The organism is Streptomyces sp. HP-A2021 (genome assembly GCF_022807935.1).
In the GTDB taxonomy this organism is placed as follows: Bacteria; Actinomycetota; Actinomycetes; order Streptomycetales; family Streptomycetaceae; genus Streptomyces; species Streptomyces afghaniensis.
Genome location: NZ_CP094344.1, coordinates 1,031,486 through 1,054,473 on the forward strand (window position 1 = coordinate 1,031,486; position 22,988 = coordinate 1,054,473).

The following is a 22,988-nucleotide window of genomic DNA, read 5'->3' on the forward strand; positions in this document are numbered from 1 at the left end:
CTCCTGTGGGATAGCGAGCGGGCACGGGGGTGGGATCAGAGCATGCCGCCCGGGGTGTCATCGTTGACTCATGTCATCGTTGACACTGCCTGGCGAGGATGATGGACTCCGCGTCCCGGCAACGTCAATGCCTTCCACTCGTCACAATTCGGCAACGTCCGCAGTCGTCGTCGCTGCGCCGCCGGTCAGCGGCTGTGTCGCCGTGCGGCCCCTTTACCCGATCTTTCCGAGCCTTTCCGAGGGAGAGCAGCCCATGAGCCCGCGTCAGATCACCGTTCTGGGAGAGTGCGTCGCGGACGCCTTCGCGGAACCGGCAAACGCCTCGAACGAACTCGCTCTGCGTGTGCTGCCGGGCGGCGGACCTGCGAATACGGCGGTGGCCTTGGCTCGGCTGGGCACGCCGGCCCGCTTCCTCGCACGCCTGTCCGGTGATGTGTTCGGCCGCCTGTTCCGGGCGCACCTGGAGGCGTCCGGTGTGGACCTGTCGTACGCCGTCGCCGCCGTCGAGCCCAGCACGCTGGCCGTGGCGGAACTGGACGCCACCGGGCAGGCCGCCTTTTCGTTCCACGCGCAGAACACGGCCGACTGGCAGTGGACTGCGGGCGAGCTGGCAGCAGTGGATATGTCCGAAACAACCTGTGTGCACACCGGGTCGCTGGCGCTGGTCCGTGAGCCCGGCGGGGCGGCGGTGGAGGAGTTCCTGGCGGCGGCGGCTCCGCGGGCCACCATCAGCATCGATCCCAACGTCCGGCCGCTGCTGGTGCGCCCCGAGGTCTACCGCGCCCGGCTGCCGCACTGGTGCGCTCTCGCCGACATCCTGCGGCTGAGCGAGGACGACCTGGAACTGCTCCTGCCGGACACCTCACCCGAGCAGGCGTGTGACACCTGGCACGCCGCGGGGGCACGGCTCGTCGTGATCACGCTCGGTGCCGACGGCGCCCTGGTCTCACTCGACGGCGAACGGCTGCGGGTACCCGCGGTGACCGCGCAGGTCGTCGACACCGTCGGCGCGGGGGACTCCTTCACCGCCGGCCTGCTGCACCACCTCGGCGCCCGCGGACTCCTCGGTGGTCGGCTGGCCGACCTCGGTCTCGACGAGGTCGCGGAAGCCTGCCGGTTCAGTACTCGGGTCGCGGCCCTGACCTGCTCGGTTGCCGGGCCCAACCCGCCATGGCAGAACCAGTTGGCACAGTTGACGACCGGCGGTGGTGCCTGACGGGCGGGCCGCGCCGGGTAATTCCGCCCGAACCGTTGACGCATTGGCCGGATTCCGCTCATCATCGGGCCACTCGATGTCATCGATGACACCAGTCAACGATGACACTCCTGGTCGGCGACGTGGACGTCGACGCCGACCAGGGCGTCACTTTTCGGTCGGTCCCCGCCGAGCCTCAGGCTCGTCCCAGTGGACGGCCACAGCACAGGAGACACCATGAGCTCTGGACGTGTATCCCGGCATGCCCGCGTGCGGATGATGGCGGCGGTGGCGACCGTCTGCGCCCTGTCCGCCGCCCCGCTCGCCCCCCGGGCCGTCGCCGCCGACACCCCGCCGTACTCCGAGACCTACCGGCCCCAGTTCCACTTCACCCCGGAGAAGAACTGGATGAACGACCCCAACGGCCTCGTGTACTACAAGGGCGAGTATCACCTCTTCTACCAGTACAACCCCAACGGCAACTCCTGGGGTGACATGTCCTGGGGCCACGCGGTGAGCACGGACCTCGTGCACTGGAAGGAGCTGCCGCTCGCCCTGTCGTACGACGACAACGAGATGGTGTTCTCCGGCAGCGCGGTCGTCGACTGGGACAACACCACCGGGTTCGGCACGAAGAAGAACCCGCCCATGGTGGCGATCTACACCAGCTACAACAAGAGCACAGGCGTCCAGGCGCAGTCGATCGCCTACAGCACCGACCGCGGCCGTACCTGGACCAAGTATCAGGGCAATCCCGTCATCGACATCGGCTCCAAGGACTTCCGCGACCCCAAGGTCCAGTGGTACGAGCCGACGAAGAGCTGGCTGATGACGGTGTCGCTGTCCGCCGAGCACAAGGTGCAGTTCTACTCGTCCAAGAACCTCAAGGACTGGAAGCTGCAGAGCGAGTTCGGGCCGGCCGGCGCGACGGGCGGCGTATGGGAGTGCCCCGACCTGTTCCCCCTCGCGGTCGACGGGGACAAGAACAACATCAAGTGGGTCCTGGTCGTCAACATCAACCCCGGTGGCATCGCGGGCGGTTCGGCCGCCCAGTACTTCGTCGGCGACTTCGACGGCAAGAAGTTCACCGCCGAGGACAAGGGCACCTACACCCCGCCCACCGGCACGGTGGTGCAGGACTTCGAGAACACCGACTTCGGATCGTGGACGACCACGGGCACCGCGTTCGGCACGGCGCCGGCAGCGGGAGCAGTGGACGGGCAGGGGGCCGTCTCCGGCTACGACGGCAAGGGCCTCGCCAACAGCTTCCACTCGGGTGACGGCACCACAGGCACCCTGACCTCGCCCTCCTTCACCGTGGAGAGCAAGTACTTGAACTTCAAGGTCGGTGGCGGTCGGCACCCGCACGTACCCGGAACCGTCATGGAGCAGGGGCCGCCGCCCGCGGGCACGGTCCTCGCAGACTTCGAGGGCGGCACGTACGGCGACTGGACGACCTCCGGGGATGCCTTCGGTACCGCACCGGCCACCGGCACCCTTCCCAACCAGCAGGAAGTCTCCGGCTTCCTGGGAAGCGGCCTGGTCAACAGCTACCTGAACGGCGACTCCACCACCGGCACCCTCACCTCTCCCGAGTTCACCATCGACAAGGACTACGTCAACTTCCTGGTCGGCGGCGGCAACCACCCCATCGGCTCAGACAACCCGACCGCCGTCGAACTCCTCGTCGACGGCCAGGTGGTCCGCAGCACCACCGGACAGGACGGCGAGGCACTCAACTGGGCCTCGTGGGACGTCAAGGACCTCGTCGGCAAGAAGGCCCAGATCAAGATCGTCGACGACAACACCGGTGGCTGGGGCCACATCAACGTCGACCACATCATGCTCTCGGACACCCAGGCCCAGCCCGTCTCCCAGGAGACGGCCGTCAACCTGATCGTTGACGGCCAGGTCGTCCGCAGCGCCACCGGCTCCAACAGCGAGACCCTGGACTGGGCGTCCTTCGACATGCGCCCGTACGCCGGCAAGAAGGCGCAGATCCAGGTCGTCGACATGAACACCGCCGGCTGGGGCCACATCCTCGCCGACCAGTTCACCGAAGCCGACGCTCCCGCGAAGTCCGTCGTACAGCGCGCCGACTGGGCCGACTACGGCAAGGACTACTACGCGGCCGTGTCCTGGGAGAACGCACCGGGCGGCAAGCGCTACATGATCGGCTGGATGAACAACTGGGACTACAGCGGCTCCATCCCCACGTCTCCCTGGCGCGGCGCCCAGAGCATCCCCCGGGAGATGGCCCTGCGCACCATCGACGGCCGCATCCGGCTGACCAGCCAGCCCGTGAACAGCGTGACGTCCCTGCGGCAGGAGCCCCCGGCATCCGCGGCCGGTGTCACCGTCAAGGACACCTCCAAGACCCTGATCGGCCCCGCGGCCAACGGCAAGGCCCTCGACATCCAAGCGACCTTCTCCCTCAAGGACGCCGACCGCTTCGGCCTGAAGGTGCGCACGGGCGCGAACGGCGAGGAGACTGTCATCGGCTACGACGCCACGACACAGGAGCTGTACGTCGACCGCACCCACTCCGGCGCCGTTGACTTCAACAGCACCTTCCCCGGCGCCCAGACCGCACCGCTGAAGGCGAAGAACGGCAAGGTGAAGTTGCGGATCCTCGTCGACTGGTCGTCCGTCGAGGTCTTCGGCGGCAGCGGCGAGGCCGTGATCACCGACCAGATCTTCCCCGACCCCGCCAGCCAGGGAGTGCAGGTCTTCGCCGAGAACGGCTCGGTGAAGCTGGACCAGGCCGTCGTCTGGCACCTCGACTCCGCCCACAAGTGATATCCGCGACCGACAAGGACACGGGACCGTGAAGAAGACCCTGCTCGCCGAGTTCACCGCCCGCGAGGGAGCACAGGACGAGGTCGCCCGCCTGATCGGGGACTACGCCCTGAAGGTGCGCGAGGAAGAAGGCAACATCGCCTTCGACGTCTACACCAAGGCAGCCAACCCGCGCGCCTTCTGGATCTTCGAGGTGTACCGGGACGAGGACGCCTTCCAGGCGCACCTGAACGCCCCGTACGGCGGCCCCTTCAACGCCGCCCTCGCCCCGCTGATCGAAGAGGATGCCTCCGTGCTGACCTTCCTCGATCCGCTGGCCTGACAACGCCGGGCACGCTCCACGGAAGCGGCGAGGATCACCTCGCGCGTCCAGCGGCCGCGCATCCGTAACGCACCGTTGCCAAGGACCCCCAACTGGGGAGCAGTCTCGTCCCGCACTCACTTGCCAAAACGATTGGGCACCACATGGGCAGGCGGATCGGGATCAAGGACGTGGCAGCAGCCGCCGGAGTCTCGGTCACGACCGTTTCCCACATCCTCAACGAGGTCGAGGGCAAACGCATCAACGCCGAGACCCGGCAGCGCGTTCTGGAGGCGGCCCGGCAACTGGGGTACACCCCCAACGGGCTGGCCCGTGGCCTGAGGCTGAAGCGGTCGAGCACCATCGGCTTCGTCAGCGACCAGATCGCCCCCCCCCCCCCCACGCGCGGGCGGGATCATCCTCGGAGCACAGGAAGAGGCAGCCAAGCACGACCTGCTGCTGCTCATGCTGAACACCGGCGGCGACCCGGAGCTGGAGCGCAAGGAGATCGACCTGCTGCTCCAGCACCAGGTCGACGGGGTGCTGTACGCGTCGATGTACCACCGGGTCGTGGAGGTGCCGGAGCAGTTGCGCTCGGTCCCCACGATTCTGCTCGACGCACGCTCCGACGACACCACTGTCCCCTCGGTGGTGCCGGACGAGGTCCAGGGCGGCTACACCGCCGTACACGAACTGCTCCGCCACGGCCACCGCCGTATCGGCTTCCTCAACAACGTCGACGACATCCCGGCCACCCACGGACGCCTGGAGGGTTACCGGCAGGCCCTCGCGGAAGCCGGCGTTGCGTTCGATCCCCGGCTGGTGGTGACTGAGACCGCCTCCGCCGCCGGCGCGTACCGGGCGGCACGCACGCTGCTCCAGACGACGGAACGACCCACAGCGTTGTTCTGCTTCGCGGACCGGATGGCGATGGGCGTCTACCACGCCGCCGCCGAACTGGGGCTTTCGATCCCCGCCGGCCTGTCCGTCATCGGCTTCGACAACCAGGACCTCTTCTGCGACGGCCTGTTCCCCGGGCTGACCACCGTCGCCCTGCCGCACTACGAGATGGGAGCGCGGGCCGTCGCACAACTGCTCGCACTCACAGACGCAGCGGGCGAGGAGTCCGGCCCGGCTGTTCAGGAAATGCTGCCCTGCCCTTTGGTGGCACGGGGATCGGTCGCTGCGCCGCCCCGACTCTGACCCCGGAACGGCGAAGCACCACCGATCAGACGGCCGTCAGTGCCGGCCGCCGGCGCGATCTGCCAGGACCGTGCCAGTGAAAATGAAGGAGCCATGTGGAATCGAGAACCAGGCGCCTCGCGGTATCGAGCATAGTCGCCCTGACCACAGCGGCACTTGTGGCTGGCTGCGGTGGCAGTGGGAGCACCAGCTACTTCGCACAGCAGGAGGTCAGGTGCCGCGTCAGTTGAACGAGCGTCAACTGCAAATGCTGCGGTGGGTCGGGCAAGGCTGCCCTGAGGCTATATGGCAGGGAGAGGCGCACAAGCTCAGCTGCCAGGCGTTACAGAGCCGAGGACTGGTCAAAGTCCCCCCGGGGCAATGGTCCGCGACACTCACGACCGCCGGCCGATATTTCCTCGACCACGACAGCTATCCCCCCGACAAATCTCCTGCCACAGGTACCGCTCCCATGCAGAAAGCTGCAACGCAGCCGACAGCCGACTCCGGCAGGCAGAAAAAACTGGCAACCAGGTAGCCACGCCGCCACGGCTATCGAGCCCCAACTCCGGACCCCGGGCAGGTAAGAAGACCGTCACGGAGCAGCTCCTAGAAGAGCTGGAGGAGGCTGGCGGCCGGATCGTCAACGGGAAGCCAGCGGCCGTGAGACCGAAAAATGGCCGGTCCGTGTCGCCGCTGCCCGGAGATCGAGGAAGATCCCGAAAACCCAAGAGCTGCACGGAGGCTGGTGCCTCGACGAATTCGACTCCTCGGCACGCCCGCCTGGCGCTTGGCCACGCTGACACCCCTTCCGGTACCGGCACGACTCGTGCAGCCGCACCCAGTCGTCAAAACCCTGCAGGGCCTCTCCCATCCCATGGGACTGACCAAGTCCGTGCAGAACCGGGCTTTCCGACTCATCCATGCCCTGTTCACCGCAACACAGAAATCGGGGCACACCGCCGTAATCGGTAAAGCGAATACGGCACCACTACCGCATCGCCGGCGAAGCGGCCCACCTCACTTCACCATTACGGCGCAGGGCCAGACATGCGAACTTCGCGTCCCGCAGGAACAGGACCGGGTCGAACACGTCCCCACGCAAAAGGAACTCGCGGATGCACAAAAATACTCCTGGGTCAGGATCCCTCGCCACGACTACTCCCCCGTTGACCGCCTGAGGATCTGCCTGAGTGGCGGGCTGCCGCACCGGCCGGCGAGTCGGCCGACACGGCCACACCCTCTCGAGGACCAGCTCGCCGAGATCGTGCAGGAGGTCGGTCTCCGCTGACAGGCAGCCGAACGCAAGCGACTGGCCGACCTGGAGGAAGCACACCAAAGGCGCCTGCGATGGGAAGCCGCCAAGCGGCAAGCCCACACCGAATACGCAGAGGCATACCGTGTGCGCCACCTCGAAGCACAGCACGCGGCGTGGCAGCGTGCAGCGAGCCTCGTCGAGTACATCGGCGCACTCCGGCTTCATGCACAGGGTCTGCCGCCCGGGCGGGCCAGGGAGGAAGCCGAGGCATGGATCGCGTGGGCCGAGCGCCACGTGCAACGCCTGAACCCGCTCAACGGTTCACCGTTGCTACCGGAAAATCCCGAGCCTCGCACCGAGGACCTCCAGCCGTTCATGCACGGGTGGAGCCCCTACGGACCCACCTATTGAGCGCCCACTCCTCCGGACTCCCGGTGCAGGCGGCGGGCCGCCGAGACGAGAGACAGAAGCCGCGAGACACGGCCCCGTGGACCGTGTCTCTCTTGCTTTCGCGTCTCACAGACGCCCCTATAACGCGGGGGTGCGGGCGATCGACCAGGCCGTCGACGGCCTGGTCCGCGGCGAGGCCGCCTGGGCCGCCTGCGACTTGGCGAAGCGACGGAAACTGCTCGAGCAGATGCAGGCAGCCACCGCCGAAGCGGCCGAGGCGTGGGTGCGCGCGGCCGTCGTCTACAAGCGGCTGCCCGACGACAGTCCGCTGATCGGCGAAGAATGGATCACCGGCCCCTACCCGGTGCTGACCTCCCTCGGCGCGCTCGCCGCCAGCATCACCGCCCTGGTGGAGAACCGCAGTCCCGTCGACGGCTTCTCCTTCAGCCAAGCACCTGGCGGACGGGTCACGGTCCACGTCCTGCCCTGCCCCACAGCATCTGGGACCGCCTCCTGCTGAACGATCTCAGCGCCGAGGTGTGGATGCCGCCTGGCACCACGGAGGAGGAGGAGGAGGAGGTGCGGGAGCGCGCGGGCCTCGCCCAGCTCCACCCGTCCGAGACCACAGGCGTCGGCGTCGTGCTCGGCGCCGGCAACATCACCTCGGTCCCCATCCTGGACGTGCTCCACGAGCTGTACGCGCACAACAGAGTGGTGGCCCTCAAACAGAACCCGGTCACCGACGGCCTCCTCGACGTCTTCAACCGAGTACTGGCGCCGCTGATCGACCTCGGGCGGTCCGGGTCCTCACCGGTGGCGCCGACGTCGGGACGTACCTGGTGCACCACCCGAAGGTCCGCCACGTCCACATGACCGGCAGCGCCGCGACCCATGACGCGATCGTCTTCGGTACGGGTACCGAGGGCGCCGGCCGCAAGAAGGCGGGCACACCGCTGCTCGACAAGCCGGCCACCAGCGAACTGGGCGGGGTCTCCCCACGATCGTGCTGCCGGGCGGCTGGTCCGAGGCGGACCTGCGCTACCAGGCCGAGCACATCGCCACCCAGAAGCTGCACAACAACGGCTACAACTGCGCAGCGAGCCAAGCGGTCGTCGTCAGTGCCGACTGGGCGCAGAAGGACCGCTTCCTGGCCCACCTGCGAGCCGCGCTGGCCGACGCACCCGCCCCCTACCCCGGCAGCGACGACCGGGGCGCCCACGCCCTCGACACGTACAGCGACGACGCCGAACGGCTCGGAGCAGGCCGCGTGCTGATCACAGGTCGCGGCAGCATCCGCCTCACCCCGCAGCCAGGCTCTGCGCTCGACGACCGGCGGGCAGGGCCCCCGGCTCAGGGCAAACTCATCGCCAACGAGACAGGGCGGGTCGGCGCATGGCCCCGCCCACGGGGTTCCCAACTGTCTCTCTGGCCGGCTCTCACCTCGTCCCGGCCTCGAGTGGTCCAGAAGCTCCTCACGGTGTGGACTTTCCGACGCGGAGGGAGTCATGGACACGTCGCTCGTCGCAGCGAGTTGGTGAGGCGCCCTGACTTTAAAAGAAGTGCTTGCGTCCACCGACCGCGCGACCGGTCGCACCCAGGATCCACAGGATGGCGCCAACCAGAATGAGGATGCCGCCGATCGTCGTCAGCAGACCCATGCCGACAAGCAGGCCGATGATCAGAAGAATAAGCCCAAGAATGATCATTTTAATCCCCATCGTCAATTCCGGCTCAGGCGCGTGTGCGTATGAGCTTCACAAGGGCCTGAGTTCGTCCCTTGGTGGGCAGATCCCGACCAGCTCCGAATTCCAGGACCTCGGTGCAATAGCCCTTGTGCCCGGCGACACGGTGTTCACGCCCTCCTTCGAAACTTCGTTCAGTACGCCATCTCCTCGACCGTCCTCTGCTCCGGAAGGTCCTTCCACCCCGGACGGTTTGGACGTTGGTGACGGAGACACCTGGCAGCGGCGCCTACGGGCAGGTCCTCAGGTCCAAGGGCTTCTTCACCCTCGCCAGCCGGCCCTGGGTGACGGGACCGTGGCCGCAGGCCGGTCCGGTGGCTCGCTTCGAGCCTTCCTCTGCTCGTGACACCGCCAACCCTTATGCGCAGGAACTCGTCTTCATCGGCACCCAGATGGACGCGGAGCTGCTGCGGGCCGACCTGAACGGCTGCCGCCTGCAGGAAGGCGTAGCTCTGCCCGCTTCCGATCCCTTCCCTGCCTGGGACACCTACGGCTCCTGCGAGAGCTGCGCGCATGAGCACGACCCCCTCACCACGGTGACGGGGCACTGAAACTCCGGGTCGGTCGGTGGTCGCAGCCACGGCGGAGCTTCAATGGTCCCTGACACGAGACTTTTCTGGCGCCAGCCCCGTCCTGCCTCCCCGCGGGGTTCCGTCGTCTCACGGCTGCAATGTTGACAGCGGATGCGATCGCAAATCCGTCGTCCCCACAAGCAACGCAGGAACCTGACTGAGTGAGGAGCCGAACGCGTCTTGTGCGCCAGCGCGTTCGACCTCACGGCGAAGCCGCACCGGAGTGCTCCGGTGCGGCTTCGCCGTCTCACGGATCCGCGCAGAGGTCCCGCCCGGACGGACCTCGGTGGGGTCTCGCCGTATCACCCGCGTATCACACAGCCATCACCAACTGGTCAGACCCACCCGGACCAAGAGGCTCTGACCTGCAATTCCATGCCCGCACTGGACTGGCATAGACGTACCTGGACGGTCTCTACAACCTGTGCCAGGTGGGACCTTCACGGCCCAGGGCGGGCAGACACTGCCCGCCCAGCCGTCTCGCTTTCAGTGGCCGGACGAGTGCCTGGAATACCGACTGAGCACCCGCTACAGTCACTCAGCGTGCCTGCGGCAGCGCTAAGTTTCGTCTCCCGCCGTCCGTCACGGCGGCCCGCCCTGGGGAGAATTTGGGGAGGAGCAGCGTTGCGGGGAGCGGCTGGGGAGGGTCGACTACATAAGACGGAACGCCCCTGAAAGACGCTGAAAGATGTATCTGCGCTGGTCAGAGACTGCTGAAGCTGCATCGCTCCAGGTCAGCGCGACGTGGTAGACAACTTCACGACGAAGTTCCCCTGGTGCTCGTCACGCCGAAGGGTGCACTGCGCATCACCAGCGCGCCCCCGCCACACGCCCCTCAACAACGCGTTCTGTTCGCGTCGCACAGTCACTCGCCGTCGGCCGGGGTAAGCAGGTCGCCCTCCGTTTTGTGGAAGGTGGACAAGGTGCGACTGGTCGACGTCAGCGAGACAGGGCGACAGCTACGCCTCACGTGTCCACAAGGGACTCAGTCCGTCACCAAGTCAGCGTCCGCACGATGGCCACCCAGCGTGCAATGCCATCCGGCCGACGCAAAGGTAGGCCATGAGCTCTCGCCCTCAACTGATGACTCGTCAGTAGAGTTAGCAAAGGGTTAGCAAGCGTCCTGCCACAGCCGCCCACAGGTTGCCAGACCGTGGACTCGCTCAGCATCATCCTTCGAGCCTGCAACATGCCTAGCCGCCCTACTGCCCCCAGGGGAAGGAGGGAGACGAGTCACGGCGATACGTCGCCCACCTGCCCCCATCACCCAGCCATTTGCGCAGGTCAGCGAGCCCTTCCGCGCGGTTTGAGAGGCGTCGCCGGCAGCTCGGGGGCACGCAGCGGAGCGCCGTCGTACCCCTTCACCTCCCCGAACCGCGACCCTTCCATCCAGTCCCGGCGGGCCTGTACGATCTCCTCCTGCGACCGTCCGATCCAGTTCCAGAACATGATCAGTTCCTCCTCGAACGGCTCGCCTCCCAGCAGCATCAGGCCCGCGTCCGACTCCGCCCGCAGCGGCAGTTCTCTGCGGCCGCAGCCGAGGTAGAGCATCGAGCCGGGCAGGACCGGCACGCCGTCCACGTGGGCCTCGCCGGACATGGACAGGACGGCGTACTCGAAGTCCGGTTCCAGCGGGAGGCGTACGTCCGCCCCCCGGGTGAGGGCCAAGTCGGCGCCGGTGATCGGGGTGTACGCCGTGCCGGGCGAGGTCGCGCCGTCGAGGTCACCGAGGATGAGCGTCGCCTTGATACCGGGTGCCGTGACGACCGGCAGGTCGGCGTGGTGTTCGAAGCGCGGGTCGGTGTGGCGGTGGCCGTCCGGGAGGGCGACCCACAGTTGCGCTCCGTGCAGGAAACGGGCGTGCGAGCGGGGACTCTCCTCGGAGTGGCTGATCGCCCGGCCGGAGGTCATCAGGCCCAGTTCGCGCGGCCGGATCATCTGGAGGCTGCCGGTGGAGTCGCGGTGCAGCACCTCCCCCTCGTGCAGCCAGCTCACCGTCTGGAGGCCCATGTGAGGATGCGGCGGCACCTGCATGCCGGGTTCGTCGGCGATGTCGTCGGGGCCGTAGTGGTCGACGAAGCACCAGGCGCCGACCATACGGCGGCCGAGGTTGGGCAGCAGCCTGCGGACCTCGCTGGATTCGCCCAGCTTGACGTGGCGCGGACTGAGAAGTTCGCGAACCGGCTCGGCTACGACGAAGCCGCGGCCACCGCACAGGGAGGGAGCCGCCTCGCGCTCAAGATTGCTCATGGCGCACAACCTAGTCCGGTGGATGGGCCCGCGTCGCGCGTCATTCGGGCCGCGCCCGGGCTCCCGTGTCGGCCGGCCGCCCTGACCGAGCAGCGGTCCGCTCTGTAGTGGAATATTAAACCAACCCGTTCGGTTGTCGGCCTCGAAGGAGGCACGAGTGAACACGACCTACGACGCGACGTACTACGCCCACGGGACACCGGCGGAGCGCTGGGAGCGCGCGCAGATGTTCTTCGACGCCAAGGACTACGCCGCCGCCGCGCGGGTCCTGGGCGGGCTGGTCGAGGAGGTGCCCGAGCAGACCGGGCCGCGGCTGCTGCTGGCGCGCTCCTACTACCACTCGGCCCAACTGCGCCGCGCGGAGGCCGAGTTGCGGACGATCGTCGAGCGGGACCCGGTCGAGCACTACGCCCGGCTGATGCTCGGCCGCACGCTCCAGCGGCAGAACAGGCACGAGGAGGCGGAGCCGCACCTGCGGATCGCCTCCGCGCTCGCGGGTGACTTCGAGCAGCGCTGACCGGTACGCACCTGACGGTGCCCGGCTCCCCGACGGGGAGTCGGGCACCTGTGCGTCGGCCGGTCCGCTACTGCGCCGGCGTCCCCGCCCCGTCGGTCCGCCGGTCCCGCCGGTAGGCGATCTCGCCCAGCACGATGTCGACAGCCAGGAAGGCCGCGAGCGGGATACCGAACAGAGGCAGGAAGTAGCCGAGTACGGCGACCCCCGCGAGCAGCGGTACCAGGATCTGCGGCGGCACCTGCTGCCAGGCGCCGCGTGGGATCGGGCGGCCGAAGGCGCTGCCGCGGCCGCGCTGCCACCACATGCGGTAGCCCCACACGATCAGCAGGATCAGGCAGAGCGCGAGCAGCATCAGGGCGATCTGGTTGGCCAGGCCGAACAGGATGCCGGTGTGCAGGTCGATGCCCCACCGGGTGAGTTTCGCGAGCACCGGGTAGTCGGCGAACCGCAGCACGTCCATGACCTGACCACTGGCCGGGTCGATGGCGACGGAGTCCTGTTTCTCGGGCCAGCTGCGCTGCACCTGCTTGACGACGTACGCCGACTTCGCGTCCGCCGGCGGCACGATCTCCACCGGGTCGCCCAGGCCCTCGGACCGGGCCGCGGCCAGGACCTTGTCCAGGCCCACCCCGTGCGCGGCGTCTCCGGCCTGCCCCGCGGCGGAGCCGTGGCCGGTGTGTTCACCGCCCGCCGACGCCGACACCGCCGGGGTGGCCTGCCCCAGCGAGGTCCGCAACTCGTCGATGTTGGCTCCGGCGTAGGCCGACCAGGTCAGACCGGTCGCCGAGAGGAAGAAGAACCCGGCCGCCGCCCACACGCCGACGCTGCCGTGCAGTCCGAGGGTGCGCCGCCGTCCGTTCGTGCCCCGCACCTTGCGCAGGGCACGGCGGCGGGAGAACCACAGCACCAGTCCCCCGGCCGAGATCACCCACAACCAGCTGGCCGCCAGTTCGCTGTACAGCCGGCCCGACTCGCCCAGGTGCAGGTCCCGGTGGAACTCGTCGATCCAGGTGCGCAGCGGCAGCGCGCCGGTCGAGCCGTACTGGTCGAGGGAGCCGCGCACCTTCGCGGTGTACGGGTCGACGAACACGGCGAGGGTGTGTCCGTCGTCGACGCCCGGGACACCCGACAGCATCACCCTGGTCGTCGCGTCCGCCTCGGGTGAGGGCCGTACGGCCGAGACCGTGCCCTCGGGGTGGGCCTTGCGGGCGGCGGCCACCTGCTCGCTGATCGGCAGCTTCCGCTCGCCTGCGGGGACGGTCAGTTCATGGTCGTACACGATCTTCTCGGCCTGGAAGGAGGCGGCGTACAGCAGGCCGGTGGTGGCAGCGATAAGGAGGAACGGCGCCACCAGGACCCCGGCGTAGAAGTGCAGGCGGAGGATCAGCGGGCGCAGGGGGGCCCAGGTGTTCTTCGACGGTGCCGGGGTGGCGGGTGGCGGGGCCTCGTCCGTGGTGGTCGAGGGAGCGGTGGTCATCGGCAGGTTCTCCCGGGGACGTCTTCGTGGCCGTTGCGGTGCAGTAGTCGGGCGGAAGGGGGGTCCAGTTCCCGGGGAGGGTGTGTGACGTGCGACACACGAGGGTGGGGGGTGCCGTGTCATCCTGACGCGATGGGAACTCCGAGCGATCACGCACCCCTGGCCGAGCGGGTCGAGGAACTCCTCGCCGGTGGCGGCCCGTTGCCCATCGTGGCAGCCGGCGATCCGGTGCTGCGGCGTGGCACCGAGCCGTACGACGGTCAGCTGGGGCCCGCGCTGCTGGCCCGGTTCGTCGAGGCCCTGCGGATCACCATGCGCGCGGCGCCGGGGGTGGGCCTTGCGGCGCCGCAGGTCGGTGTGGAGCTGAGGATCGCCGTGATCGAGGACCCGGTGCCGGTGCCGGAGGAGGTGCGGCTGGCGCGCGGGCGGGTGCCGCAGCCGTTCCGGGTGCTGGTGAATCCCGCCTACGAGCCCGTCGGCGGCGCGCGGGCCGCGTTCTTCGAGGGCTGTCTGAGCGTGCCGGGCTGGCAGGCGGTGGTGGCGCGGCCCGCCGAGGTGCGGCTGACCGGGCAGGACGAACACGGGCACGCGCTGGACGAGATGTTCACGGGCTGGCCCGCGCGGATCGTGCAGCACGAGACGGACCACCTCGACGGGGTCCTGTATCTGGACCGGGCCGAGTCGCGTTCGCTGTCGTCCAACCAGGCGGTGACGGAGCGCTGGGCTCAGCCGACGCCGGAGAAGGCCGCGCGGGCACTCGGCTTCGAGCTGCCGTAACGCCGACTGCCGTCATGACGCCGACCGCCGCGGAAATTCGGAGGCGCCCGGCAGGCGCCTCCGTTACCGTGACGGTCATGTCTACGCCCCGAATTTCCTAGCCGAGGACCCGCTTCCACGCCACCCGTGTGTCCTCTTGCTTGTTCGGATTGCTTGTTCGGAGCGTTTTCTCATGATCACCGTTCGTGACGTCGACGTGCGCGTGGGCGCGCGTCTGCTGCTGTCCGGCGTGTCCTTCCACGTCTCCCCCGGCGACCGCATCGGCCTGGTCGGCCGCAACGGCGCGGGAAAGACCACCCTGTTGCACACCCTGGCGGGCACCCTGCGGCCCGCCGCCGGGACCGTCACCCGCACCGGGGACGTCGGCCATCTCCCGCAGGACTCGCGCGCGGCCGACCAATCGGTCACCGTCACCGACCGGATCCTGTCCGCGCGCGGCCTGGACCACGCCGTACGGGCGCTGCGCCGCGCCGAGGCCGCGATGGCCGACGGGACGGAGCGGTCGATGAACGCCTATGTGCGGGCCGAGGCCGAGTTCCAGACGCGCGGCGGATACGCGTCCGAGGCGGAGGCCGCCCGGGTCGCCGCCGGGGTCGGACTGCCCGCGGATCTGATGGACCGGCCGCTGCGCGCCCTGTCGGGCGGTCAGCGGCGACGCGTGGAGCTGGCCCGCATCCTTTTCGCCGGCCACGGCACGCTGCTGCTGGACGAGCCGACGAACCATCTGGACGCGGACTCGGTCGCCTGGCTGCGCGGGTTCCTCCACAGCCACCAGGGCGGGCTCGTGATGATCAGCCACGACGCGTCCCTGCTGGCCGGCACCGTGAACCGGGTCTTCCACCTGGACCCGGGGCGTGCCGCGCTCGACGTCCACAACACCGGCTGGGACGAGTATCTGGCCCAGCGGGACGCCGACGAGCGGCGCCGCGCCCGCGAGCGGGCGAACGCCGAGCGCAAGGCGGCGGCGTTGCACGCCCAGGCCGACAAGATGCGGGCCCGGGTGGCGACCGCGGTGGCCGCGCGGAACATGGCCCGCCGAGCCGACCGGCTGCTCGCGGACCTCGAACCGGCCCGGCGCGCCGAGAAGACGGCCAGGATCCGGCTGCCCGAGCCGGCGCCCTGTGGCCGGATCCCGCTCGGCGCCGTCAGCCTGACCAGGTCGTACGGCGGGCAGCACGTCCTGCGGGGCGTCGACCTCGCCGTCGACCGGGGCAGCCGCCTGGTGGTGCTTGGGCCCAACGGCGCCGGAAAGACGACCCTGTTGCGGATCCTCGCCGGGCAGGACGCGCCGGACAGCGGCCGGGTGGTCCACGGGCACGGGCTGCGCCTCGGCTACTTCGCCCAGGAACACGACACGCTGGATACGGAACTGACGGTACGTGAGCACCTGGCGGGTGCCGCCCCGCACCTCGCCGACGGCGAAGTCCGCCAGGTCCTGGGCGCGTTCCTGTTCTCCGGCGACGACGCCGGCAAGCGCGTCGGTGTCCTCTCCGGCGGCGAGAAGACCCGGCTCGCCCTGGCCGGTCTGGTGCACTCGGGCGCGAACGTGCTGCTCCTCGACGAGCCCACCAACAACCTCGACCCGGCCTCCCGTGCCGAGGTCCTGGCCGCGGTGGGCACGTACCCGGGCGCGATCGTGATGGTCACGCACGACGAGGGCGCCGTCGACGCGCTGCGGCCGGACCGGGTGCTGCTGCTGCCGGAGGCGGAGGAGGACCTGTGGAGCGACGACTACCGGGAGTTGGTGGTGCCTGCGCACGCGTGACCTTGCCGGATCCCGTCCGGCCGCCGGAAAAACGGGGCCGGACGGGCAGGACGGCCGGACGACCCGGAGGTCAGGCCTCGCGGTAGGCCTCCAGCAGCCGCAGCCACACCTCGCTGATGGTCGGGTACGAGGGGACAGCGTGCCACAGGCGGCCGATCGGGACCTGGCCGGCGACGGCGATCGTGGCGGAGTGGATGAGCTCGCCGACGCCGGGGCCGACGAGGGTCACTCCGCGCAGGATCTCGTCCTCCAGATCCACGACCATGCGGGCGCGGCCCTTGTAGCCGTCGGCGTACAGGCCCGCGCCCGCGACGGTGGACAGGTCCACGTCGACGGCCTTCACCCGGTGCCCCGCGTGCTCGGCCTCGGCGAGTGACAGGCCGACGGCCGCCGCCTCCGGGTCGGTGAAGACGACCTGGGGGACGGCGGCGTGGTCGGCGGTCGCGGCATGGGCGCCCCAGGGCTCGGCGAGGAGGGTCTCGCCGGTGGCCCGCGCGGCGATGGCTGCGCCCGCGATGCGGGCCTGGTACTTGCCCTGGTGGGTGAGGAGGGCGCGCTGGTTGACGTCGCCGACCGCGTACAGCCAGTCGTGGCCGGTGACGCGGAGGCTGTCGTCGACGTCGAGCCAGGAGCCCGGTTCCAGGCCGATCGTCTCCAGGCCGAGGTCGTCGGTGCGCGGCGCGCGGCCGGTCGCGAAGAGGATCTCGTCGGCCTCGACGCGGTCGCCGGTGTCCGTGACGGCCACGACGGTGCCGTTCTCGCGGGTCACCGATTTCACCGACGTGCCGGTGCGGACGTCGGCGCCGGCCTCGGTGAGCGCCTCGGCGACGAGTTCCCCGGCGAAGGGCTCCATCCGGGGCAGCAGGCCCTTGCCGCGCACCAGCATGGTGACCTTCGAGCCGAGGGCCTGCCAGACGGTGGCCATCTCGGTGGCGACGACGCCGCCGCCGACCACGATCAGGCGGCCGGGCACGTCCTTGGAGCTGGTGGCCTCCCGGCTGGTCCACGGCCGGACCTCGTCGAGTCCGGGCAGGCCGGGCAGCGCGGCGCGGCTGCCGGTGCAGACGGCGACGGCGTGCCGGGCGGTCAGGACGCGGTCGCCGCCGTCCGGGCCGGTGACCGTCACCGTGCGCGGGCCGGTCAGGCGGCCGTGGCCGCGGTACAGGTCGGCGTCGATGCTGTCGAGCCATCCGACCTGCCCGTCGTCCTTCCAGTTCGAGGTGTAGTAGTCCCGGTGGGCGAGGACCGCGGACGCGTCGAGGGGGCCCTGCACCGACTGGCTCAGGCCCGGCACGCGGCGGGCGTCCGCGCGGGCGATGACCGGCCGCAGCAGGGCCTTGCTGGGCATGCACGCCCAGTACGAGCACTCGCCGCCGACCAGTTCGCTCTCCACGACCGCGGTGGTCAGACCGGCCGCGCGGGTGCGGTCGGCGACGTTCTCCCCCACGGGCCCGGCCCCGAGCACCACGACGTCGTACGCGTTGGTTTCCGTTTCCGTCATGAGGTCAGTCTGGTGGGTGGTGTGCGCCCTGGCCACACGGGTAGGGGCGCGGAATACGTACCAGGTCGGCCGTGTTGTGCCGACGGCTTGACCCACACCAGGAAGAGGGATTTACGCCATGAGCAGCACCGTGGAGCTCACCAAGGAGAACTTCGACCAGACGGTCACGGACAACGAGTTCGTCCTGATCGACTTCTGGGCGTCCTGGTGCGGGCCGTGCAAGCAGTTCGCGCCGGTCTACGAGAAGGCGGCGGAGGAGAACCCGGACCTCGTGTTCGGCAAGGTGGACACCGAGGCCCAGCCGGAGCTGGCCGCGGCCTTCGGTATCCAGTCGATTCCGACGCTGATGATCGTCCGTGACCAGGTCGCCGTGTTCGCCCAGCCGGGCGCCCTGCCCGAGGCCGCCCTGACGGACGTCATCGGGCAGGCCCGCAACCTCGACATGGACGAGGTCCGCAAGGCGATCGCCGAGCAGCAGGCCCAGGAGGGCCAGCAGGCGCCGCAGGGCTAGAACGGATACGGAGCCACGTCTCCGCGTACCGTCGTCCAGCGCAGTTCGGTGAAGGCCTCCAGGTTGGCCTCGCCGCCGAAGCGGGCGCCGGTGCCGGAGGCGGCGACTCCGCCGAAGGGTGCCACGGCCTCGTCGTTGACGGTCTGGTCGTTGATGTGGACGATGCCGGTCGGTATGCGCTCGGCGAGGTCCAGGCCGCGGGCCGTATCGCGGGTGACGATGCCCAGGGAGAGTCCGTAGTGGCTCTGCGCGGCCAGGGCCGCCGCCTCGTCGGGCGTGGTGAAGGAGCGTACGGGCGCCACGGGCCCGAAGACCTCCTCCGTGTAAGCCGGGGTGTGGTCGCCGACGTGGGCGAGGACCGTGGGCCGGTAGAAGAGCCGGTCGTGGGTGCCGCCCGCGGCGAGTTTGGCGCCCGCGGCCTTGCTGGACTCGACCAGGCCGCTGATCTTGGCGAGCTGGCCGGAGTCGATGATCGGGCCCAGGTGAACCTGTTCGCGGTACGGGTCGCCGACGGCGAGCGAGTCGGCCTTGGCGGCGAGCCGCTCGACGTACTCGTCGTACAGGGACGCGTGCACCAGGTGGCGGCCGGTGGTCATGCAGATCTGGCCCTGGTGGAAGAACGAGCCCCAGGCGGCGGTGGAGATCACCGCGTCGAGGTCGGCGTCCGCCAGCACGATCATGGCCGAGTTGCCGCCGAGTTCCAGGTGGGCCCGCTTGAGGTGGCGGCCGGCGGCCTCGCCCACGGCCCGCCCGGCGGGGGTGGAGCCGGTGAAGGAGATGACCGGCACGCGCGGGTCGGCGACCAGGGCCTGTCCGGCGTCCGGGCCGCCGGGGAGCACGTGCAGCAGGTCCTGCGGCAGGCCCGCGGCGGCGAAGACCGCGGCGAGGGACAGTCCTCCGCAGACGGCGGTGCGCGGATCCGGCTTGAGGACGACCGCGTTGCCGAGGGCCAGGGCCGGTGCGACGGAGCGGATGGACAGGATCAGCGGGGCGTTGAACGGGGAGATCACTCCCACCACACCGGCGGGGACGCGGCGCGTGTACGACAGGCGCGGCGCCTCGCTGGGCAGGACCTGTCCGGCCGGGCGGGAGGCGAGTGCGGCGGCCTCGTAGCACTCCTGGGCGGCGACGTGCAGTTCGAAGTCGGCCTTGCCGGGAACGGAACCGGACTCGCGGACGAGCCATTCGCGCAGTTCGGCGGCGTGTGCCGTGAACAGGTCGCCGGCCCTGCGGAGCACGGCGGCCCGGGCGAAGTGCGGGGCGCGGGCCCACTCGAGCTGGGCGGCGGCGGCCCTCTCGGCGGCGGCCCCGACGTCCTCGGGGCCGGCGAGGGCGAGGGTGCCGAGGGCTTGGCCGGTGGCGGGCTCGGTGACGGTGTACCCGGGGCCCGTCAGGGTCTGGGGCTGCCAGGTCCTGGTGTCGAGCAACGGCATGACGGCTCTCCGATCGATCGGTCACCGGCTGACGGGGTGAGCGGAACTCCCGTGAGTGCGCGGCCGGTTCGGCGGTCACATGGCGGGACGCGCCGCCCGGGCCGCAGCCGTGCGTGCCGCGGCGGCGTCGGTACGCGTCCCCGTTTTGTTGAGCATGCAACATCCTAGTCATGCCGCGGGCCGACGAGCGGCCGACCCGGCCTCCGCGGGGGCCGCGCGGTCCGGATCGGTGCCCCGATCCGGATCGGGGCCACGCGAACCGATCGGCGATCCCGAGCGGCTGCCGAGGGGCAACCGCAGAACCCCGACTGTGACCGCGGGATCCCGAGCTGGTGGCCACGCGAACCCCGCCCATCGCCACGCGAACCCCGCCGATCGCCGCGCGACCCTGACCGGCTGCCCCGCGACCCCGACCGGCTGTCAAGCGAAGCCGAGTGGTCGCCGCGCGATGCCGAGTGGTGGCCGCGTGAAGCAATCCGCCGCCCCCGCCAACTCGACCGGCTACCACGCGAACCCGAGCAGGGGGCCCAGGCGAACCAACCCGCCGCCACCCCAACCCGATCGGCCACCACGCGAACCGACCGGCTGCCGTGCGAACCGGCCGGCCGCCACTGAGCCGCACCCGGCACGGCCGGCCAGGGCCTGTCGGTTGGATCAGGTCGCAGGAAATCGGCAGCGCGTGCCAGGCCCCGCGTCTGCGGGGTGATCCAAACGACAGGCCCTAGCTCGACTCGCGGTGCAGCACCGTCGCGCCCAGCACCTTGTGCGTCTCGGGCTCGGTGCCGGGCTTGCGCACGGCGCGGTGGACCAGTTCGGCGAGTTCACGGCCGGAGGGCAGTTCCAGGCGGACCGTGCTGAGCCGCGGCCGCAGCAGCCGGCCGAGCATCAGATCGTCGGCGCCGATCACGGCCGTCTCCTCGGGGATGCGGATGCCCTCGTCCTTCAGGGCCCGCATGAGCAGCATCGCGTACTCGTCGTTGTAGGTGAACACGGCGTCCAGGCCGAGGCTCCGCCAGCGGGCGGCGAGGTGCGCGGCGGCCTCCTCGTCGTACGCGAGGGGCAGTTCGGTCACGGTGGCGTCGGTGCCCCGCACGGACTGGCGCACACCGTCGAGCCGGGGCGCGGAGAACGCCTCCAGGCCGGGTTCCTGCGGGACGACGACGCCGATGCGGCGCCTGCCCCGGTCGTAGAGGTGAGCGCCCGCGCTGTGGCCGACCACGTCGTGGTCCATGAGCAGGGCGTGCGCACCCTCGATGGTCTCGGGGCCGAGGGTGACGACGGCACGCGCCCCCGAGCGCTTGAGCACCGCCACCCCCCGCGGACCGAGCCCGGAGCCGGGCACGAGCACGGCCACGGGCCGCAACTCGGCCCAGGCGCGGGCGGCTTCGTCGCCGTGCGGGCCGCCGGTGCCGTACTGAACCACCGTGTAGTCCAGGCTGCCGAGCGCGCCCTGGAGGTCGGTGAGGAACCGGCTGTAGAGCGGGCCGACGGGGAAGGTCGGCGCGGGGATCAGGACCATACGGCTGTGCCCGGCGCGCAGGCTGCGGGCCGCCGCGTGCGGGACGTACCCGAGTTCCTTCGCGGCCTCGTGGACCCGGCGGCGGGTGGGCTCGCTGATCCGTACGGCGCTGGTGTTGTTGAGGACGTAGGAGACGGTCGCGCGCGAGACGCCGGCCAGGCGGGCCACATCGGCGCTCGTGGGCACGGAGCGCAACGGTGCGGGCGACGGGGGCGCGGGCGTTTTGGGTATCTGCACCATGACGTACGGCATCTTGGCAGAAGCCCCAATGCGCCTGTCGGGCGGGGGAGTTGTGTGGAAGCCGTGAGCGGTCACGGGAGCCCCGGACGGACGCTCAGCCGCCCGTGGCCGTGCCCGTCACCCGGTCGACGAGGTCGACCCAGGCGTCCTCCAGTCGGGCCATGGGTATCCCGCACTGCCTGGTCAGGTGGTGGATCAGCGCCGGGTCGAGCTGGCCCATCAGCGTGTGGGAGAGCAGTTCGCAGTCCGCTTCCGGGACGGCCTGCCGCAGCAGCATGGCCACGTGGTGGCGCAGCACCCGGCGGGGCGGGGCGGTGAAGCGGCGACTGGCGCCCGGCTCGGCCGCCAGTTGCAGCTCCAGTTCGTCGGCCGAGCGGCGCAGCATCGCGCGGCCGAACGCGCGCAGCCGCTCCACGGGCGGCGCTCCGGGCCCGAGCGGCGGCGGCCCGGCGAGGAACGCGGCCTGGAACTTCTTCTCCGAGTGGTCCAGCAGCGCCGTCAGCAGGCCGGTGCGGTCGCCGAACCGGCGGAAGACCGTGCCCTTGCCCACACAGGCTTCGGCGGCCACCGCCTCCATCGTGACGGCGTCCGCGCCGCGCTCCGCCACCAGCCGCGCCGCGGCCTCCAGCAGCCGCGCCCGGTTGCGCGCGGCGTCGGCCCGCAGGCACGGCTCGTCGGGCTCCAGGGCGGTGCCCAGCTGGAGCAGCTCGGGGTGGCCGACGGACTCCTGGGGCGTCGGGAAGGGGGGCGGGACGGTGGACATGAAGCCAGCGTAAAGCATCGGGAACAAAACTGGACCGCGGTCCGGTTAGGATGCTAGAACAATAAACGGACCCCGGTCCGGATCGTAACGGCAGTGTTTCGGAGCCGTTCTTCACTACGTGGGAGTCAGCATGTCTGTTCGTATCCTCGCCCTCGTCGGCAGCCTTCGCGCCGGTTCGCACAACCGCCAGCTCGCCGAGGCCGCGGTCAAGCTCGCCCCCGAGGGTGCGGAGGTGTCGCTGTTCGAGGGGCTGGCGGAGATCCCCTTCTACAACGAGGACATCGACGTCGAGGGCAGCGTTCCGGCCGCCGCCGCGAAGCTGCGCGAGGCCGCCAACGCCGCCGACGGCCTGCTCCTGTTCACGCCCGAGTACAACGGCACCATCCCGGCCGTCCTGAAGAACGCCATCGACTGGCTGTCCCGCCCGTACGGTGCCGGTGCCCTCAGCGGCAAGCCGGTCGCCGTGGTCGGCACCGCGTTCGGCCAGTACGGCGGTGTCTGGGCGCACGACGAGACCCGCAAGTCCGTGGGCGTGGCCGGCGGCAAGGTGCTGGAGGACGTCAAGCTGTCCATCCCCGGCTCGATGACCCGCTTCGCCGAGACGCACCCGGCCGACGACGCCGAGGTCGCCGCGCAGCTGACGGAGGTCGTCGCCCGCCTGCACGGCCACGCCACGGAGCCGGCCGCAGCCTGACCCGTTCACGCGCGGTGCCACGGAGGGGCCGAGGCCGTCGCCGGCCACGGCCCCTCCGGCATGTCGCCGGGTCCGGCATGTCGCCGGGTCCGGCATGTCCCC

The 22,988-nt window shown here is 70.2% G+C and carries 20 protein-coding genes and 1 pseudogene; 14 read left to right on the forward strand and 7 right to left on the reverse strand.

Features of this window, described 5'->3' with window-relative positions; translation table 11 throughout:
- Nucleotides 1-253 precede the first annotated feature (253 nt).
- From MQE23_RS04785 to MQE23_RS04820, 8 genes are all read left to right on the forward strand, one after another.
- Complete coding sequence (locus MQE23_RS04785; RefSeq protein ID WP_243378349.1) at nt 254-1,216, forward strand: carbohydrate kinase; 963 nt, start codon at nt 254-256, stop codon at nt 1,214-1,216.
- A gap of 216 nt (nt 1,217-1,432) precedes the next feature.
- Nucleotides 1,433-3,994: a GH32 C-terminal domain-containing protein gene (locus MQE23_RS04790; RefSeq protein WP_279345126.1), complete on the forward strand. Its 2,562-nt coding sequence runs from the start codon at nt 1,433-1,435 to the stop codon at nt 3,992-3,994.
- 28 nt (nt 3,995-4,022) lie between these two features.
- Nucleotides 4,023-4,316: an antibiotic biosynthesis monooxygenase family protein gene (locus MQE23_RS04795; protein WP_243378350.1), complete on the forward strand. Its 294-nt coding sequence runs from the start codon at nt 4,023-4,025 to the stop codon at nt 4,314-4,316.
- Nucleotides 4,317-4,760: 444 nt separating this feature from the next.
- Nucleotides 4,761-5,498 (forward strand): substrate-binding domain-containing protein, encoded by a 738-nt coding sequence (locus MQE23_RS04800; RefSeq protein WP_243378351.1) that lies wholly within the window; start codon nt 4,761-4,763, stop codon nt 5,496-5,498.
- A gap of 1,381 nt (nt 5,499-6,879) precedes the next feature.
- Entirely contained in the window at nt 6,880-7,146 is a 267-nt protein-coding gene (locus MQE23_RS04805; RefSeq protein ID WP_243378352.1) for a hypothetical protein, read from the forward strand.
- A gap of 130 nt (nt 7,147-7,276) precedes the next feature.
- Nucleotides 7,277-7,645 carry a hypothetical protein gene (locus MQE23_RS04810; protein ID WP_243378353.1) on the forward strand — a complete coding sequence of 123 codons (369 nt, stop codon included), beginning with the start codon at nt 7,277-7,279 and terminating at the stop codon, nt 7,643-7,645.
- 23 nt (nt 7,646-7,668) lie between these two features.
- Nucleotides 7,669-7,998 carry a hypothetical protein gene (locus tag MQE23_RS04815; RefSeq protein WP_243378354.1) on the forward strand — a complete coding sequence of 110 codons (330 nt, stop codon included), beginning with the start codon at nt 7,669-7,671 and terminating at the stop codon, nt 7,996-7,998.
- Complete coding sequence (locus MQE23_RS04820) at nt 7,965-8,399, forward strand: aldehyde dehydrogenase family protein (RefSeq protein ID WP_243378355.1); 435 nt, start codon at nt 7,965-7,967, stop codon at nt 8,397-8,399. Before MQE23_RS04815 ends, MQE23_RS04820 begins: the two co-directional genes overlap by 34 nt.
- A gap of 276 nt (nt 8,400-8,675) precedes the next feature.
- Here MQE23_RS04820 and MQE23_RS04825 read toward each other — a convergent pair whose 3' ends face one another.
- The gene (locus tag MQE23_RS04825; protein ID WP_010059700.1) at nt 8,676-8,831 is read right to left on the reverse strand and encodes a hypothetical protein; all 156 of its coding nucleotides are present in this window, start codon (nt 8,829-8,831) and stop codon (nt 8,676-8,678) included.
- Nucleotides 8,832-9,002: 171 nt separating this feature from the next.
- Between MQE23_RS04825 and MQE23_RS04830 the strand changes: the two are divergent.
- Nucleotides 9,003-9,418 (forward strand): annotated as a pseudogene (locus MQE23_RS04830) (GTP-binding protein); the annotation flags it as partial.
- Nucleotides 9,419-10,723: 1,305 nt separating this feature from the next.
- Here MQE23_RS04830 and MQE23_RS04835 read toward each other — a convergent pair.
- Nucleotides 10,724-11,689, reverse strand: a complete 966-nt coding sequence (locus MQE23_RS04835; protein ID WP_243378356.1) for a pirin family protein — start codon at nt 11,687-11,689, stop codon at nt 10,724-10,726.
- 226 nt (nt 11,690-11,915) lie between these two features.
- On the opposite strand from MQE23_RS04835, the gene MQE23_RS04840 reads away from it, so the two are divergent.
- On the forward strand, nt 11,916-12,206 hold the full coding sequence (locus MQE23_RS04840; RefSeq protein WP_051185616.1) for a tetratricopeptide repeat protein: 291 nt from the start codon (nt 11,916-11,918) through the stop codon (nt 12,204-12,206).
- A gap of 67 nt (nt 12,207-12,273) precedes the next feature.
- Here MQE23_RS04840 and MQE23_RS04845 read toward each other — a convergent pair whose 3' ends face one another.
- Nucleotides 12,274-13,683 carry a PepSY domain-containing protein gene (locus MQE23_RS04845; protein ID WP_243378357.1) on the reverse strand — a complete coding sequence of 470 codons (1,410 nt, stop codon included), beginning with the start codon at nt 13,681-13,683 and terminating at the stop codon, nt 12,274-12,276.
- Nucleotides 13,684-13,815: 132 nt separating this feature from the next.
- Between MQE23_RS04845 and MQE23_RS04850 the strand changes: the two genes are divergently transcribed.
- A complete protein-coding gene (locus MQE23_RS04850) occupies nt 13,816-14,460 on the forward strand; it encodes a peptide deformylase (protein WP_243378358.1) in 645 nt (214 codons plus the stop codon).
- 172 nt (nt 14,461-14,632) lie between these two features.
- Nucleotides 14,633-16,225, forward strand: a complete 1,593-nt coding sequence (locus tag MQE23_RS04855; protein WP_243378359.1) for an ABC-F family ATP-binding cassette domain-containing protein — start codon at nt 14,633-14,635, stop codon at nt 16,223-16,225.
- A gap of 70 nt (nt 16,226-16,295) precedes the next feature.
- Here MQE23_RS04855 and MQE23_RS04860 read toward each other — a convergent pair whose 3' ends face one another.
- Entirely contained in the window at nt 16,296-17,726 is a 1,431-nt protein-coding gene (locus MQE23_RS04860; protein WP_243378360.1) for an NAD(P)/FAD-dependent oxidoreductase, read from the reverse strand.
- Between the two features lie 118 nt (nt 17,727-17,844).
- Between MQE23_RS04860 and trxA the strand changes: the two genes are divergently transcribed.
- Nucleotides 17,845-18,237, forward strand: a complete 393-nt coding sequence (gene trxA, locus MQE23_RS04865; RefSeq protein WP_020273887.1) for a thioredoxin — start codon at nt 17,845-17,847, stop codon at nt 18,235-18,237.
- Here trxA and MQE23_RS04870 read toward each other — a convergent pair.
- The 3 genes from MQE23_RS04870 to MQE23_RS04880 all read right to left on the reverse strand — a co-directional run bounded on the left by MQE23_RS04870 (nt 18,234) and on the right by MQE23_RS04880 (nt 22,192).
- Nucleotides 18,234-19,670 (reverse strand): benzaldehyde dehydrogenase, encoded by a 1,437-nt coding sequence (locus MQE23_RS04870; protein ID WP_243378361.1) that lies wholly within the window; start codon nt 19,668-19,670, stop codon nt 18,234-18,236. The two genes, trxA and MQE23_RS04870, sit on opposite strands and share 4 nt — an antisense overlap.
- A gap of 721 nt (nt 19,671-20,391) precedes the next feature.
- A complete protein-coding gene (locus MQE23_RS04875; protein WP_037670368.1) occupies nt 20,392-21,429 on the reverse strand; it encodes a LacI family DNA-binding transcriptional regulator in 1,038 nt (345 codons plus the stop codon).
- A 94-nt stretch (nt 21,430-21,523) separates the two neighbouring features.
- Nucleotides 21,524-22,192: a TetR/AcrR family transcriptional regulator gene (locus tag MQE23_RS04880; RefSeq protein ID WP_020273890.1), complete on the reverse strand. Its 669-nt coding sequence runs from the start codon at nt 22,190-22,192 to the stop codon at nt 21,524-21,526.
- Nucleotides 22,193-22,322: 130 nt separating this feature from the next.
- Here MQE23_RS04880 and MQE23_RS04885 point away from each other — a divergent pair, with 130 nt between their 5' ends.
- A complete protein-coding gene (locus MQE23_RS04885) occupies nt 22,323-22,886 on the forward strand; it encodes an NAD(P)H-dependent oxidoreductase (RefSeq protein WP_037670353.1) in 564 nt (187 codons plus the stop codon).
- The last annotated feature ends 102 nt before the right edge of the window (nt 22,887-22,988 follow it).